This window comes from Bacteroides sp. 1001136B_160425_E2 (assembly GCF_015559655.1).
GTDB lineage: Bacteria > Bacteroidota > Bacteroidia > Bacteroidales > Bacteroidaceae > Bacteroides > Bacteroides luhongzhouii.
Window position 1 is genome coordinate 144326 of the sequence record NZ_JADMQH010000005.1, and the last position, 16017, is coordinate 160342.

At 40.5% G+C, this 16017-nt stretch carries 9 protein-coding genes and 1 pseudogene; all 10 read right to left on the reverse strand.

Annotated elements, in window-relative coordinates:
- Positions 1–8: 8 nt before the first annotated feature.
- A complete protein-coding gene (locus tag I2I04_RS06645) occupies positions 9–3200 on the reverse strand; it encodes a type III restriction-modification system endonuclease (protein WP_229067711.1) in 3192 nt (1063 codons plus the stop codon).
- Positions 3201–3203: 3 nt separating this feature from the next.
- On the reverse strand, positions 3204–5156 hold the full coding sequence (locus tag I2I04_RS06650) for a site-specific DNA-methyltransferase (protein WP_195654624.1): 1953 nt from the start codon (positions 5154–5156) through the stop codon (positions 3204–3206).
- A gap of 226 nt (positions 5157–5382) precedes the next feature.
- A complete protein-coding gene (locus I2I04_RS06655; protein ID WP_004323518.1) occupies positions 5383–5790 on the reverse strand; it encodes a helix-turn-helix domain-containing protein in 408 nt (135 codons plus the stop codon).
- A gap of 28 nt (positions 5791–5818) precedes the next feature.
- A pseudogene (locus I2I04_RS06660) lies at positions 5819–6115 on the reverse strand (helix-turn-helix domain-containing protein); the annotation flags it as partial.
- Positions 6116–6602: 487 nt separating this feature from the next.
- Positions 6603–7871, reverse strand: coding sequence for a tetratricopeptide repeat protein (locus I2I04_RS06665; RefSeq protein WP_195654625.1), 1269 nt, complete (start codon positions 7869–7871; stop codon positions 6603–6605).
- A gap of 49 nt (positions 7872–7920) precedes the next feature.
- The gene (locus I2I04_RS06670; protein ID WP_195654626.1) at positions 7921–8697 is read right to left on the reverse strand and encodes a hypothetical protein; all 777 of its coding nucleotides are present in this window, start codon (positions 8695–8697) and stop codon (positions 7921–7923) included.
- Positions 8698–9131: 434 nt separating this feature from the next.
- Positions 9132–10946, reverse strand: a complete 1815-nt coding sequence (locus I2I04_RS06675) for a hypothetical protein (RefSeq protein WP_195654681.1) — start codon at positions 10944–10946, stop codon at positions 9132–9134.
- Between the two features lie 12 nt (positions 10947–10958).
- Positions 10959–12845, reverse strand: coding sequence for an FISUMP domain-containing protein (locus I2I04_RS06680; protein ID WP_195472861.1), 1887 nt, complete (start codon positions 12843–12845; stop codon positions 10959–10961).
- A gap of 130 nt (positions 12846–12975) precedes the next feature.
- Positions 12976–13506: a methylated-DNA--[protein]-cysteine S-methyltransferase gene (locus I2I04_RS06685; protein ID WP_143259946.1), complete on the reverse strand. Its 531-nt coding sequence runs from the start codon at positions 13504–13506 to the stop codon at positions 12976–12978.
- Positions 13507–13663: 157 nt separating this feature from the next.
- On the reverse strand, positions 13664–15757 hold the full coding sequence (locus tag I2I04_RS06690) for a BT4734/BF3469 family protein (protein WP_195654627.1): 2094 nt from the start codon (positions 15755–15757) through the stop codon (positions 13664–13666).
- Positions 15758–16017 lie beyond the last annotated feature (260 nt).

The following is a 16017-nucleotide window of genomic DNA, read 5'->3' on the forward strand; positions in this document are numbered from 1 at the left end:
AAATTTGATTAATTAATTGTTTGCATCACATCTAATAGATGCTCATAACTATCTACATCATGATACTTAACATTTTCGGTAGACATTTCATTGAAAAGCTTCTTTGCACAACTAATCTTTGCTTTCTCAATTGCACGAAGTTCCATTGAATCCATTGTTCCTTTAGTTTCTGCGATGAAGAAAATATGCTTCACTGTACCTTTTTTGAAAGCTATTGCCCAATCTGGAGAATAGTTGCCTACTGGCGTAGGAATATGAAAACTCTTTGGTAGTTTTGCGTATACCTCAACTTCCTCTGCGCTTTCAAGGCTTTGGCAAAAAGTCTTTTCTATACTATTTTCTGCTGTTCCATCAGTGAAAACATAATCTGTGATATGACGTTTTGCACGAATAGCTTTATCATAGCCTGTACTATGTTTTTCTGCTGTAAAAATAGAATTATCATACTTACCCTCAATGCGATTATACGAGATATGCTCAATAACCATAGTCGCTTTTTGAGCTTTAATTAGGTTAATAACCTTCGTTATAAACTCCTCTGGATTAACCGCAAACATCATTTTTTTCTCTGGAGTTAATTTCTCCAAAATACGACTAACAGTTATTCGTGTTAGAGTAGCTCCTTTGGCAATATCACCAATCAAATCATAGGGTGTTGTACATGCATATGTATTTCGCAAGTTTTGTGAGCGCGAAGAAACTCCACCAAATGTCGTTCCACTCTTAATTTGCAATTGAGATATTTTTTCATTTTGTTGTCCAGTTGTTATGCTATATCTTACTTGTGCAACATGCAATTCTTTATTAATCACCTCAGAAGCATTCTTAATCAATTCTTCACTGTCAAGACTTACAGTATATGCATACTTATGATTAATTTTTTTCCATAAATCCTGGAATTCTTTCTTATAAAAGTTCTCGTTAAGCGGGTTATCTTCAATTGTAGTATCGTGACCATTTTCAAACATACCATCCAAAGCATGCTCATCAAAAATAGATTGAATGAGTTTATGAACTGGTTCTTCCATGCCACGGAGTTTTTTGGGTAGCTGTTCCAATGTTTCACTTATAACCGCCTTGTGATATTCTTTCGTAATACCACCTTTAGAATCAATATAGTCGTTGTCCACGAGGTAAGAAACAATACTTGCCGCCTGTTGATCATCAATTGTGATAATGTTTTCGCCAACCTTTAGTATCTTACCCTTAAAATATTCTGTAGTCGCTTTAGTCGGACGATCATAAAGAACATCTCTTGTCTCTTTCTGTAAATCGGTCACAAAAGTAGCATAGCTTTCGCTTGCAATTACAGTGAGTTTATTAATCTCGTGAACCAGGTCTTCACCTATAGTCTGTGCATCCATGCGGGTTCCCAAGCTGTTCACTGCAAGGCGTAACCCTCGTCCAACCTCTTGACGCTTAACTGTTGCACTTTCGGAATGTTTAAGAGTACAAATCTGGAAAACATTTGGATTATCCCACCCCTCACGTAGTGCTGAATGAGAGAATATAAAACGTGTTGGCTCATCAAAACTTAACAAACGCTCCTTATTTTTTAAGATCAGATCATACGCAGAAATGTCATCTGAAATATCTGATCCTTTTTTCAATTCGCTGTTAACACTATGCCCTTTCTTATCAATACTAAAGTATCCACGATGAATATCATGAGTATCAAAGCGACGAAGATATACCTGATAATCATCCTTTTCAGCTTCATCACCACTTAAACCAAATAATCTCAGTTTATCATTAAGTATATTGTTATATTCCTCCTCAAAAATTTTCCCATATTCTCCAAGAAGTTCTTCTCCATCTTCACCATATTGACGATACATTGAAACATGATCTATAAAAAAAAGCGAAAGTGTCTTTATACCCCTACGGAATAACGCCTCTTCCTTTTCAAAATGAGATTGAATTGTCTCACGAATTTGAATACGACGCATATCCTTTTCAGAGATGTCACCAACGACATTTCCTGTTTTCATTATTTCTCCATTGACAAATTCAATCGTACTATTATCTGGATCGATATTATTTATTGTATATCCACTTTTATACTGTTGTAATTCATTGGATGCTAAATATAAGTTATCTCCTACACCCAAAACTTTAGTTTTTCGAACAACACCATTTGCTTGGCGCACTTCGATTTCTAATCTTGCCATCGGAGGCTTATTACTTGAAACAACGATCTTTTCGAAGAAAATATATCGGTCAGTACCTCGAAGATTGTGTATTTCAAAACCTTTTACTTGGATTTTCTTTACAAGTTTTTTATTGTATGCATCAAGAGCGTCAAGAACATACACCTCATTGTGATGATTCTTATGAGTAGCCGAGTAGTTGATCAAAAAAAGAGGATTAAAGTTCTTGATTCCTGTTTGAGTAGCAGCACCTTCCATTTTTTGTGGTTCATCCAGGATGACAATTGGACGATTTGCTTTAATAATATCTATAGGACGACGACTGTTAAACTCATCACGTTTTGAGTATATAATACGACTTTCTTTATTCTTTGCCCCCTCTCTCATTGACGTTGCAAATGCTTGAGTATTTATAATCATCACATTTATTCCAGCATCACTTGAGAATTTATCTAACGCATTTAAATTACCACTGTTGTAAATGAAAAATCTTGCTTTTTTGCCATAATGTCTCATGAAATGCTCAACTGTCATTTCCATAGACTTTTTTACGCCTTCACGTATGGCAATACTAGGTACGACTACGATAAATTTACTCCATCCGTACTGCTTATTCAGCTCAAACATGGTCTTCACATACACATAAGTCTTACCTGTACCGGTTTCCATTTCGACATCCAAAGATACACGCCCTATGGCTGAAAATAGTTTTGATGACTTATGTATATTCTGCTGCGCTTGAATTGCATTAATGTTTTCAAGTAGTTGCTGATCCGACAAAACAATATCTGCATTACGATATCCAGCTGCATCCAGCTGTTCCTTAGCATCTGAGACATCAATACTATCTCCCAAATCATTAAAATGCAACCGGAGAGCTTGAACTTCTTCTTTAGAAGCTGCCTTTGCTTTTTTTCCAGAATCTCTTGCATAGATAGTGTTATCACTAGTCTCATCAAACTTTGGTTGGCCTGCAAAAACACTAACGATGCTTTCAACAGCATCTGTTTGATATGGTTGTATTTTGAAATCAAATTTCATTTCTTTCATTGTTTAATATACCTTAAGATGGGTATCCGGGCTATATGACTTAAACAACTGTTCAAAGTTAACAGCAACACTATCGTTTGCCATAGAACTATCTCGCATTACAAAATAATGTGGTTTGCTCTGAGCTATTTCTGAAATAACTTTATCAGTAACTCCTGGTTCAAAACAAGCCATCATATAACCATCTGCAACTGAATATACAGTTTTACCATGTATAATGGTTGTCTCTATTTTACTTGAGAGAAGGCAATCTAATTCCAACATAGCCTGAAACAACAAATCATCAGCTGTTCTGTCTAACTTTATATTATCAACAGTAGATGCAAACAAATCCTTTGTAACATAATCGTTAGGGGTATACCATACCTGTTGCATATTACTTGAATCCAGTTTTAACACACGAAAACCTGTGTCAAACGAAGCATCAGGATACGTTTCTTTTAGCATCTTAGATGCCTGCCGTATACGTTCTTTTCCTATTTCACAAATGTTTTTAAAACCTGCCTTATTCGCTTCACTTTTAGGTTCAGTAGGTTCCTGCAACTGTACCATGATAAACTTTTTACGAGTACCCTCTTTGGCGTTCATCTCCATAACAGCATGCGCAGTTGTTGCAGAGCCAGAGAAGAAGTCTAAAATAATACAATCATCATCTGGAGCCGCAAAACCAATAATACGACTTAATAAGGAAACTGATTTAGGATTATCAAATATTTTTTTACCGCCAAGTAATTGTTCCAGTTGCTTTGTTGAAGCTCTGCCATCTTCATAATATATACTTTTAAACTGTTCTTTGACAGTCTCTATACGTTTTTTAACGTGAGGTTGTGTCGTTTCATCTTTTCCCCACTCAATATCTCCAACCTTATCATAATTCCAAAAAGTTGTTTCAGTCCAACGCCAACCGAATTCAGGCTTTACACACGGTTTACCAGTAACAGGATGAATGATATCAAATGTATAGCCACCAGGTTTTGTATTAGATGAATTTGTGGAGTTACTGTACACACCACGTTCATCCACATTATTATAATGAGATACTCCCTTTAAATCTGTCTCATTTGCTTTTATCCATTGGCGCAATAGTTTCTGCTGTTCAGCAATGTCTGTAGTTTTATGCTTTATCAATTTATATTGTGCATTGATCTTTTGAGCTTTATCAGACTCAACAAACCATGGAGTAAGGAAATTCACATCCTTTGCAAAACAAAGAATGTACTCATGCTCTGTTGATATTTGACGAGGATTGTTATCTGTAGCTGATTGCCAAATAATTTCACCAACAAAATTTATTGAGCCAAATAGTTCACAACAAATCTTTTTCAAATTCTCAACTTCATTCTGGTCAATACTAATAAATATCACGCCGTCTTTTGCAAGCAAATTTCTAGCAATCTTTAAACGAGGATACATCATGTTAAGCCAGTCAGTATGAAAGCGGCCATTAGACTCCATATTAGCGGATAGCCGATTTCCATCTTCATTATATTGGCCTGAGCGCAACATATATTCTGATGTCGTCTGAGAAAATTTGTCTGGATATACAAATTCCTTACCTGTATTATAAGGTGGGTCTATATAAATCAGTTTAACTGTATCCAAGTAATTTTCTTGCAAGAGCTTTAGAACTTCAAGATTATCACCTTCTATATAAAGATTTTCGGTTGTATTGAAGTCTCCATAACTTTCTCCTATACAAGGGCGAAGTGTGTTCATACTTGGAGCATTTGCTGCAAGAATAGCTTTTCTTTTGTCGGGCCAGGTGAACTGGTAACGTTCATCTTTGCCTTCTACAACATATGTAGAGATCTCTTGCATAAGTACGTCTTTATCAATAGCTCTAACCAGGTTACCATCGATATCAACGGTTTCCGTCACAGCATTTGGAAACAGTGCAGCAAGTTTTGCAAAATTCTCATCTGCTCGATTTTTGGTTTGCATTCTTAGTCTATTCATATATATATTTTAGTTTTTATCAAATAAAAATTACTACATCAACCTCTTAATTCTTTTTTGAGCTTAAGTATTTACTGATGCAACTCAAATTTCTTCCGATATTGGACTTCTTTGCGAGCTTTTGATTCTAACATCGCCATATGTTTTTAAAGGCTTCATTATAAGCGATCTGAGAAGTTGTATTCCTTTTCAGAATGTACATCTAGTATTGCTATTTGACCTTCTTTTACTTACTATCCTCTTTTCCCTTACTATATTTTTCTCTTTCTATTTTCAACAATTCCTCAAACAATTTCACAGCTTGCTCCATTGAAAAGTGATTGAGATTTTCCACATGAGTTATAGGACCTATATTAGATGCACTCACATGGCAATTTTCATAAAAATTGTTTGTACTATATAGGACTGTTTCTTCTGTGAACTTCTTTAAGCCATCTTCCGTGACACCTAATGCGTCAGCTACTTGTTTTAATTTGTCGTCATCTATTTTTTCCGATTGCTCCATTTTGGAGATAGCTTGTTTAGTCACTCCCAATAGCTCCCCCAAATCAGTCTGTGTCATACCGCGAAGACGCCGTATTCGTTCTATTTTCCGTCCTAAATGCGAATTGTTCGTATAAGATTCAGTTTCCATAATAATAAATTTATTTTTAAGAATGTTGTGCGATTGATATAGCACCTTGCTCAAAAGTATTATCTCTGATATTATTAATATTATAAATAGCCTTCTCTACATCAAAGTCTTCAATCACTTCTGCAGATATTCCTAACACAGAAGCAATTTGATTTAAAAGACCTTCTTCTATTTCTTCCTGTTTCTCAATTTTTGAGACGACCTGCTGGTTTACACCAAGATCAGCCGCTAGAGCTTCCTGCTTCATACCAAAGTAAACACGGATCTTTTGCAGATTATGTCCTACATGTCTCCGGTTTGCTTTATCTTTTACTTCGATATCCATATCACTATCTTTTTAACTAGTACTTTGAGACAAAGGTAGTAAAAATCAACCCAAATCAAACCAAAGTCAACTTTATTTTTTTTTCAATCTCCAGTTCTATATGCATAATTTTGCCCTAATAAAATCTAATAGCCTATGGGGTAAGTAAAGTCGTTACAATCGAGACATAGCTTTAAATTGTCCGGAAATTTAGCTATCCAAAAACAAATTAGTAAACATACAATTAAACAAAAAGCATGCACGGGCTTATTGCTAACAGAACGATCTCAGGTATACTGAAAAACTCTCAAAGAGAGACGATTATCGGAGCAAATATAGTTGAAAAAGGTAGCAGTAACGGTTTGGAGTATCTCAAACAATATGCCGGAGTTAATTATACCGGAGACGCAAACTATATAGATCTGCAAGGCACAAGAGATGGAAACATCGTTACTGCTGGAGGATTGATAGAAAAGAGAATGAACGACAAACAGAGACGAGAAAATGGCTATCTCATCTTCCAACCACCAAAAAGTGTTTTCTTAAAGCAGGCCTTGTTTCGTTTCGCCTCTTCCGAATCATACTCTATAGCAAGATCAAAGTACTCTATTGCCTGCGGTATATTCTGTTCCGTACCTCGTCCGAAGCCATAAGCAACACCAAAAGCATTCAGTACCATAGCATCAAGAGGTTCCCATACCTCATCGAGTCTACCATTCTCTTCTATCTCGGAAAGGAATTCGAATGCCGCATCATCATCCTGAAAAGTGCCTAGACCGTTCTGATAACAAATAGCAAGTTCGGCTGCCGGTTGCCAAGAATCCTCATCATCCATATTATGATATGCCTTATCTAACCATAACACTGCCTTGGCATAATCCTGTATTATATTGCCACGCCCTTCAAAGTAGAAGTTGCCTACCTGAAATTGCGCCTTTGCGTTACCTGCCTTCGCTGCTATCATATAATTCTCAAATGCCTTGTCCAAATCTTCATCAACGCCGTACCCTGTTCCGTAACACACAGCCACATTGTAGGCGGACTGGACATCTCCGCGCTCCACAGCCATTGAGTAATAATGGAAAGCCCCCTCCGCATCATCATACTCATCTTCCAGCAATTTGCCGTAGTCATTACAAGTGAGCGGATCACCCGTATCAGCAAGAAGTTTCAGGTAGTTCTCGTACACCTCGTCATCAATATCCGCCAGTCCCGACTCATAAATGGTACGATAGTTGCCGAATGCGGCAGGCAGACCGTTATCGAACGAGTTTTCATAGTATTTTGCCGCTATAGGATAAGCAAAAGCGTAATACTCATCTTCAGAATTGTATTTGCGGTTTTCTTCCTCACCACGAATGACGAGATAATCACCATAGAACATAACATTTCCCACCACATATTGGCTAAAGGCATCTCCCGCCTGCGCTTGCTGTATCACTGTCGTAAAAGCTTCCTCAAGAGATGCGAAAGGCATCGTTTTCTGAACAGCTGGAGACAAGTTACCGGTCCGCAAAGCACATAATACCCCATCGGCACTGCCCCGGCGCGCACTCTCCTTAATCAACTGGGATGCCTGCTCCTCATCTACGGGAAATTCTGCTCCGCACCAGACAAAATCTTCCCCTAAATGGCATCGTCCAAGGTAACAGTAAGCATCCGCATCCCCCTCTTCCGCTGCCTGACGCAGAAGCTCATATCCTTCCCACATTTGTTCTTTGTCGTAGCTTTTCCATATTTTGTCAATGGCAACAGCTACTGTTTCACTGTGTTTCATTGTTACAAATTATTATATATCCGTTTTCTTTCGATATGTCTTTTATTCTTTATTCATCATTAGCCACTTCTTCCGTTATATCCTCCCATTCATCCGTAATCCGGGGAAACTCACGTTTATGGTAATAATTGAAAAGCCAAAATCTGATACGGCCGATATAAGAAGCTCGAGTCATGAGCACCACCCAATCTCCCTCTTCATTATTTCCTCCTATTTCGACGATATAATTATCTTTCGTCCTCCTCACTTCCAGATAACCGTTCTGACAGCCGGGAGTCTTCAACAGCAGCGAAGAACATTTGCCGGCTTCGAGATTCTCGAGAGCCGCCAACACGTCTTCATAATCGATAAATTTGAATTCTTCATTGTCTACGTATAAATAATACGGCTCGTCAGCAGGAGATACCGGAGTGAAATGTCCTTTCTCCCAATTCTTAATTTCCGGAATTTCAAGCTGTTCGAAGTAGTTACAGAACATCCGGACAATATCACTCGGACTATAATCACAGCTAGAATACCTTGTCAACCCGTCAGACATGGCGAAACATACTGCAACTTGCAGATTGCCGTCCGGCACACTCATACACGATATCCCGGAACAATTACCATAAGGAGTGATTACAGGACGACAGTTACTGAGCCATATATCTCCATATTCATCAATATTATTTATTGCCCGCTTTATCTCCTCTTCGGAAACAAGTGATGTCCGTTCATAACCTTCCGAATAGTTCAACACAAATTGCATAGGTAGTTCAAATGCTACAACCTCCTCCGGCTTTTGCTTCTTTCCCGAGATCTTTTTTTTAAGAAATGAAAAAAACATTTGGTGTATTCTTAGTAGTTTTGCGAGTGCAAAAATAAAAAAAGATCACTAAAATCAATCTATGTATTGCATTTTATTCGTACATCAAGCCAACGGGAAATACTTTACCACGCTCATCTTCCAGCCCTTGCAGCTTTTTACATATAATCTGTGCTCCAATCATACTGAAAGTAAATCCATGATCTCCCGAGGCAGGAATTGGCCGGCTTCGTAAATATGCACGGTTATGCAGGCACAGCATTATCTTCTTTGAAACAACAGCACATCAAAAAAGCAAGAATGGAAAATTGTGCAGCTGGTACGTATGGCGGCAGAAAAACACGGGAAAGGGTGGATATCCAATCACCAATAAATTGAAATAAAGAGGCTTGTCACCCTATCAGACAAGCCTCTTTACTATAAATTTCGAAAGTACTATAAACGCATCGTGCAAATTACATCGGTAATTTTCCGACTATGTCTTTCGAACATACAGGCAATTTACCTTCTTTTCCCATATTTACAAAAACAGTGGCACATAATACGGTCCATTGGTCACCGTATGTCATCGTACTGCTGTGGTTATATCCCAGACAATGTCCGTATTCATGGAACATGGCTTGACGGGGATAATTGTGCGGATGAGCATCGGGGGGAGTAGCATCAAAATAGACACCGGTATAACAATAACTAGCCAGTCCATACGTACTGCCCCCACCAAGTCCGCCGACACCCGAGACACATCCCAGCACAAGTCCTCCATGACTGCGAATTCTTTGACGCAAATTATCTAAATTGATCGGATTTCCTCCATTGTCTTTCAGTCTTCCTTCATAATTGTTCATTTCCGCATTAAACTCTTCGGAAGAGAACATAAAAGCCATATTGAGAGCCAACGCCACTCCGTGCCGACACAACAACGGGTTCATGTGCCGCCAATATGCATGACCAGCGTCAGCCGAATAGGCAGAAAAACGTATGAACCAATGGCTGTCTATCTGTTCCATTTTCTTCATGAACGGATCATCCGTCCGGAAGACAAGCGTCACATCATCATTCGCAAGTTCATGTTGTGCAGGCACCACCACTTTCCGACCGTTACTAGTGGTGAACGTCCGTTCCGAATCTACGACAGGCAAAGGAAACGAAGCTTCCATAAAAGGATAAATCTGGTCGAAGTGCGCCAGTTCGAAAAACTCGGTACTGACTTTGTTAAAGCGGCACAAAACCGTTACATCCTGAATGCCGACAGGAGAGAAGAACTTAACGAGCAGTTCATGTTCGTTTGAAATGGACATCTGCAATGGAGCATTTGCATAAAAAGACCGACGCCCACTGTTATAAAAGACATCACGCGGCTCATCGGCAAGAAACATCGTATCAGTCCGGAAACGAACAAAATCTTCCTCACGCACACGAAAGAAACCGTCCTGATTTTCCGGATGAAGGTAATCAATACTGATATGCGACACTCGCCCGGGCTCAATATTACAACCAATGAAACGGTATTTGCGTTCAAACCGCCTACCGTCGCTACATTCCGACTCGATAGACACAAAACCGGAAAGTGGTTTGTTTCCCGGTAACGAGTAGAAGGAGCATTTCCCGGTAATGTCATACGCCTCTACTCCTTTCGCTCCTGAATATTGCCCATCCACACCAAGAGTGGCATATATTCCCTCAGAATCATCAAATGTAATATCAATCTTTCGGATGAATCTCCACATATAGTCGGATGACAGCTTCAAGTCTACGTCCACTCTTCCCACACAACGTTCCAATGTTACAAGCTGTGATACCGGAGCCTGCTCTCTTCCAATGTGCAATTCTATCTTTTTATAAAAATAAACTACATCGAGCGGCGCTTTTTCTGTAAAGTTCATCAACCAATCATCAGACAAATACGCAGGATCTTTGATCGTTTCTCCTGCCTCTTCTTCCACACTAGTGGTAGCAAGAAATGCCAATGTATAATCCCCCTGTTCCAATCCTTCGATCGTCAGTTTGGAAAAGTCATTTTCCAGCTTCTGGTACAAAGGTTTGATTATCCTACCTTCTTTATCGGCAACGGCATACCACATACGAGTAATCTGTTCCTGGCTACCGCTGCGTGTCTGTACGATAAAAACGTCATCTTCCTGCAAACCAAACAGAAACGTCACTTGTCCCATACTGGAGGATATGTTGTCCGTTTCCTGTTCGAAATCCCCCGAACAAGAGGCAAGCACCAATATCCAAAGTAACAGTATTGTGATTTTCATCATCTTCATTCTCATCCTCTCCTATTTTTTTACACAACGTACAGAGGCAAATGCTTCCATCTGCAATTGTTGCTTCTTAATAGTAGTTTTCTCTGCTCCTTCAAATGGTAACCAATAGGCCCATGCATATCCGCCCGAACAGCCGTTGCGTTCGCTTGCCCACAACACTGCCCTTCTTCCAAAGCCAGGATTGTTGGACGTCGTTTTATCACCTTTTCCGCCAACCAAAGGAATGATAAGGCAACGCTTGGTTTCTTCTGAAGTAAATTTCACATAGTGCTGCGTGCCCGTCACACCAGTCGGTGTGATCAGTTTGCCTTCCCCTACATGAAGTGTAGCGATAATTGTTTCTCCATTTCCTGCTTTATATGTGCCCGGTATCTCCTGTCCGGCAGGAAGAAGAGACTGTAATTCTGCAACAGTCGGTATCCGATACCCTTCCGGACAAGGCATGTGGCTATCATTTTTCCATGGGGTATCGGCTGCCTGATTTCCCAGATTGTTGGAAGGATTGTATCCTTGCCATGGCACATACATATATAAACGTCCGGACTGGAACAGCCCACCCACAGTATTTATCCAGCTTGTGCGATACATATCTTCGATTGTAATCCCGTCCAACGGATAAATCTGGTCATCAAGATCGCGGCTGCGCGCATTGAATGCCATCCATACGTTTCCGCCTATTTCTACAGTCTCAATTTGCTTGTCACTGGGAGCCACACGAATCTCCACATAATCATACGTCCCATCCAGTAATACATTTTTCAAATGTACCCGTACTGCATATCCCAGACGTCCGTTGCCTTGCGCATTCACCGATACGTTGAATACCGACACAATGCCTTCCGCTTCTTCCGACATGGATATACTTCCCACGTTTACGTCGTCACCGGCACCTTCCGTAGAAGATATGCCAATAGGAGTGTCGGACACAAACGCCAGCGTCATTTCACCAACACCCGTAGCAGGCACTTCCAAAATATTGTTTTCATAATCCGCCTTCACTTCTGCCGGAATCTTCGATTTGGATGCACTGAGCAGAATGCGGTGGTTCGTATCAGGCTTACCGATAATCGTCTCCCCTTCTTCCCACGGTTTGATAGTAAAGTTTCCCTCTATCTTAGCACCTACATTCAGCACAGTCAATTCATATACTTTATTACGTTCGACGACAGGCAACTCTACTTTCAGCCTAATGGGCACTTCGCCATACGTTCCGCGTAAAACGATGTGAACAGGACGCATACTCTCAAAAATACGGAACACTTCTTTCTGTTCACCGTTGAAATCGGAACTAAACTCTTTCCGATAGTTTACCGTTTTATCTGAAGCCTGTTTATTTTCAATGAACGGGAAAGTTTCCGCCGGAGCGTCTTCTACAATGATTTCCTTGATTTTCGTCTTGCTATCAGCAGTCGTATTCAGGTCGATACGTGCCACACCACGTTTCATAGCTACATTAATCTCTGTACCTCCACGGGTTACCACTCCACTCTCCAACTCAACAACTGCTGCCATAAAGCTCGGTGCGGAATTATCATGCAGTCCTTCACCAATGACCATATTGCGAAATTCTTCTTCACTGGTAACATTTTCTTCCATCGCTCCCTCCAATCCTGTCAGGAAATAAAGCCGCGATCCACTCACCGCTGAAATCTCGGACTGCCCGTCTTTTCCCGGATTCAATTGTTCCGCCTTGTAAAGACCTCCATCACTAAACTGAAAAACAGACACATCCTTAAGTTCTTCAGAAGATTCCTCACCTGAAACTGTAATACCTTTTAATGTTACTGAATAAGTTTGTTGAATAACTTTTTCCTCTGTTTGCTCATTGTTCGAACAGGAGCCTAAAAATAACGCTCCCATTAAAATAGAAACAATGGCTTTTCTGCTAGAATAATTCATGTTTTTAATATATAATTTCGAAATAATTGAAAACATTACCGGTACGTTTTTTAAAAGCGGCGACAAAAATACTACTTTTTATCTATCGGCAAAATCAAATATTTAGAATATATATACAAAAAACACTCATTCATAACAGAGGCTTACCATTTAATTCCAAATCCAGCAACCTCTTTTTAGCAGAAAGTCCGCCAGCATACCCTACAAGCGCTTGGTTACTTCCAACCACACGATGGCACGGAGCAAAAATAGAAATAGCGTTCGCCCCGTTAGCAGCAGCAACCGCACGGACAGCCTTCGGCACATTCAGTTGTCCGGCCAACTCACCGTATGACACAGTCGAACCGTATGGAATCTCCAACAACTTATGCCATACACTCTTCTGAAACTCGGTACCTACAAAAAGCAAAGGCACCTCAAACACAGTCCGCTTGCCATTGAAATATTCATCCAACTGCCTGATCGCTTCCTGTATCACATCTGATGTCCTCTCCTCATAACCTGCTTTCAACAGTTTCCGCAATCTCCTGTCTACAATATCCCTGTGACTTTCAGCCGCCCAGTCACAAAGGCAAAGCTTATCTCCAACCGAGCCAAGCATCAAATCACCACAAGGGGAATGATAACGCTGTATCTGAATTATATTAGTTTTATCTTCCATACTTCCAAAGATACATTTATTATAATTACTCTTCAATTTAATCCTCGATTATTTTAATCCCCAATTATTTTAATCCCCAATTATTTTTTGTACACGATTTACCCTAACACCCGACTTGTATTCCCCTATTCATCGTCCTTTCTCCCCCCTTTATCAATTACTCCACTTTCATCAAATGATAAAGCGTCCCCTTGCGGGACTTACGGCAGGGAATATTCAGTTTTTGAAGCGCACGCCCAAACTGTCCGACTTTATTAATAGCCAACTTATCCCGTGTTTTCGTCTGTAAATAACTCAAAATCTGCATGGCAGTCAGCCATTCACCTTCCATTTCCTCTTCTATCGGATTAAGATAGCAGTGGAACAACTGCTCCAGCGGACTAGCCTGTTCAAACTCACGGTTAGTCTGTTTCAATATGTTTTCATCTTCATCATTCAGCCAATAACGTTCACCTTTATAAATAGCTTCCATCGCTTGAGCATAAAGCTGTTTGTAATTGATGGTAACGTTCGTATTGATAGGAGCCGTCACCTCAATGCAAATGAAACGGCGGCTACCGCTAGGATCAGTCAGCAAATCTTTCTGATTGCTGGTGCCGATAAAAGAAGCATAGCGCCTCATCTCCCGAATCGTATTACCGTATGGTTTACGCAAATTCGCCACAGGCTTCTGCAACAAATGCTTCAAGAATCCCTGCTGACTGACATTAATCTGATCGAACTCATCAATGTTTATCAGAAAAAAACGTCCCAAATAGCGTTCCGCCTCCTGTTTACTTTTGAAATCAATGCTGTCCGTATAACCGAAACGCAACTCCGGCGGCAGAATAACGCGACAGAATGTAGACTTACGATACCCCTGCGAACCAACCAGCAAAGGCGAAGTATTATTACCATGCTGCCGATCGACTCCCCTCCAATGCGCCACCATACTAAGAAACCAACGGTAAAACAATTCCTGCCAGTGCGGATTGTCACATGGCACCAAACCGGCCAATGCACGAATACGTTCCTTCCCATCCCAACGTCCTGTCTCATAAAGATATTCCTCCACAGGATTATACAAAGGAACACATTCCGAATTCAGAAAACGATCCACATCACGGTCCCACGCACTGATCCCTTCTTTCAAAGCATTGATCGCAATACTGTTGCGCACCCGTTTATCCACCGGCTTAAAACAAAAGTGAATAGAATCGCGCTGCCGATATTCCAAATCGTCCTGCACCGTATTGTAACGGAATTCATACCGACGTTTCATAAATTCTTCCAACAGAAAAGCCGTCTCCTGCTCTTTGCTGATACTGCTTTTCTTACCAAACCCCTTACATTCCTGATAAAGATTATGCAGTATCGAACGGATCACCTGCTCTTCTTCCTCGCGATAATAATGAATCATCGTCTGCCGTATCGCTTCCTCTTCGGGAATACCCGCTTTAAAACAATGCTCGGCAAGGTGGACCAGTAAAGGCTGCAAGTTGTCCCCACGTTTCCAATTCTCCATTTCCTGAAGTGCCCTGTTCAAGGCCGCTTCATAAATCTTCGTGAATGTTTGCGCCGACTCATATCCCGGCTGCAACCGCAATAACGGATTTTTCTCTCCCTGTTTCCGCTGGCGGAAAGTCTCTTCTCCCGGCATTGTAAGCGGTTGTTCCAGGCAAAACGGCACCGCATCCGGATTATAATAAGGAGATTCGTCCAACGTCATACGGCATTTCTGCGCCAATACCGGTTCTTTCAAGTCAATATCAAAAGGCAACATCGGCTGATAACATTTCACAGCCAGCCAATAAGCATGAACATGAAATAATTCCGCCTCCGCTTCCTTAGTCGGCAACCCTCCGTCATCCGGCAAAGCAAAACGCACCCATATTTTTACACTACGACCGCTGGAGCCACAAAAAGCGGCAAAAGTCTGTGGCAGAAGCGCCGCCTGCCGTTTCACAAATTCCGCTTCGGACCCACCGGCCAACCGGCTCACTTCCAACTGTACCAAACCATTATACTGCTTCATCTTCCGTTCGCCCTCTTTGGTACGGGTATATTCCACAGCCGAATAGATGTATGGCAATTTATCAATATGTTCGTATCGGGCATACGTACCTTCCAGCAACGGTATAATCTCCCGCAAAGCCGTGATATGTCCCGCCTTTGTTTCCGTCTTCATTTTGTCGAATAGTGTGCCTGCCTCACAAATGCTAAGAGTTTCTTTTCCGCTCCCGTTGTCTTGTCTGATTAAAGTAATTTTCATCCAATTTTTGTCTATTTTTTCTACAATTACATCTGCATATTTAATTCCTGTAAAGATACGCTTTTATCTTCCGGAAAGCAAGCATTTCATCCGATAAATGTCCGTAGTTCATTTGCATTTGCCTTATTATTTATGTATCTTTGCTTAGTAGTTGTCAAGGGCTCACCCGTGTGAACAAACAGGCTATCAATTGTAAACAAAAACGTCCACAGACGTAAACAGCTTTGTTCACATAGGTGAGCCCTTGCAAAGCATTAGAG

What these genes read in the sequence shown, in the direction of transcription:
- I2I04_RS06645 (WP_229067711.1), bottom strand. Translation starts at nt 3,200, where the DNA reads ATGAAAGAAATGAAATTTGATTTCAAAATACAACCATATCAAACAGAT.
- I2I04_RS06650 (WP_195654624.1), bottom strand. Translation starts at nt 5,156, where the DNA reads ATGAATAGACTAAGAATGCAAACCAAAAATCGAGCAGATGAGAATTTT.
- I2I04_RS06655 (WP_004323518.1), bottom strand. Translation starts at nt 5,790, where the DNA reads ATGGAAACTGAATCTTATACGAACAATTCGCATTTAGGACGGAAAATA.
- I2I04_RS06665 (WP_195654625.1), bottom strand. Translation starts at nt 7,871, where the DNA reads ATGAAACACAGTGAAACAGTAGCTGTTGCCATTGACAAAATATGGAAA.
- I2I04_RS06670 (WP_195654626.1), bottom strand. Translation starts at nt 8,697, where the DNA reads ATGTTTTTTTCATTTCTTAAAAAAAAGATCTCGGGAAAGAAGCAAAAG.
- I2I04_RS06675 (WP_195654681.1), bottom strand. Translation starts at nt 10,946, where the DNA reads ATGAAGATGATGAAAATCACAATACTGTTACTTTGGATATTGGTGCTT.
- I2I04_RS06680 (WP_195472861.1), bottom strand. Translation starts at nt 12,845, where the DNA reads ATGAATTATTCTAGCAGAAAAGCCATTGTTTCTATTTTAATGGGAGCG.
- I2I04_RS06685 (WP_143259946.1), bottom strand. Translation starts at nt 13,506, where the DNA reads ATGGAAGATAAAACTAATATAATTCAGATACAGCGTTATCATTCCCCT.
- I2I04_RS06690 (WP_195654627.1), bottom strand. Translation starts at nt 15,757, where the DNA reads ATGAAAATTACTTTAATCAGACAAGACAACGGGAGCGGAAAAGAAACT.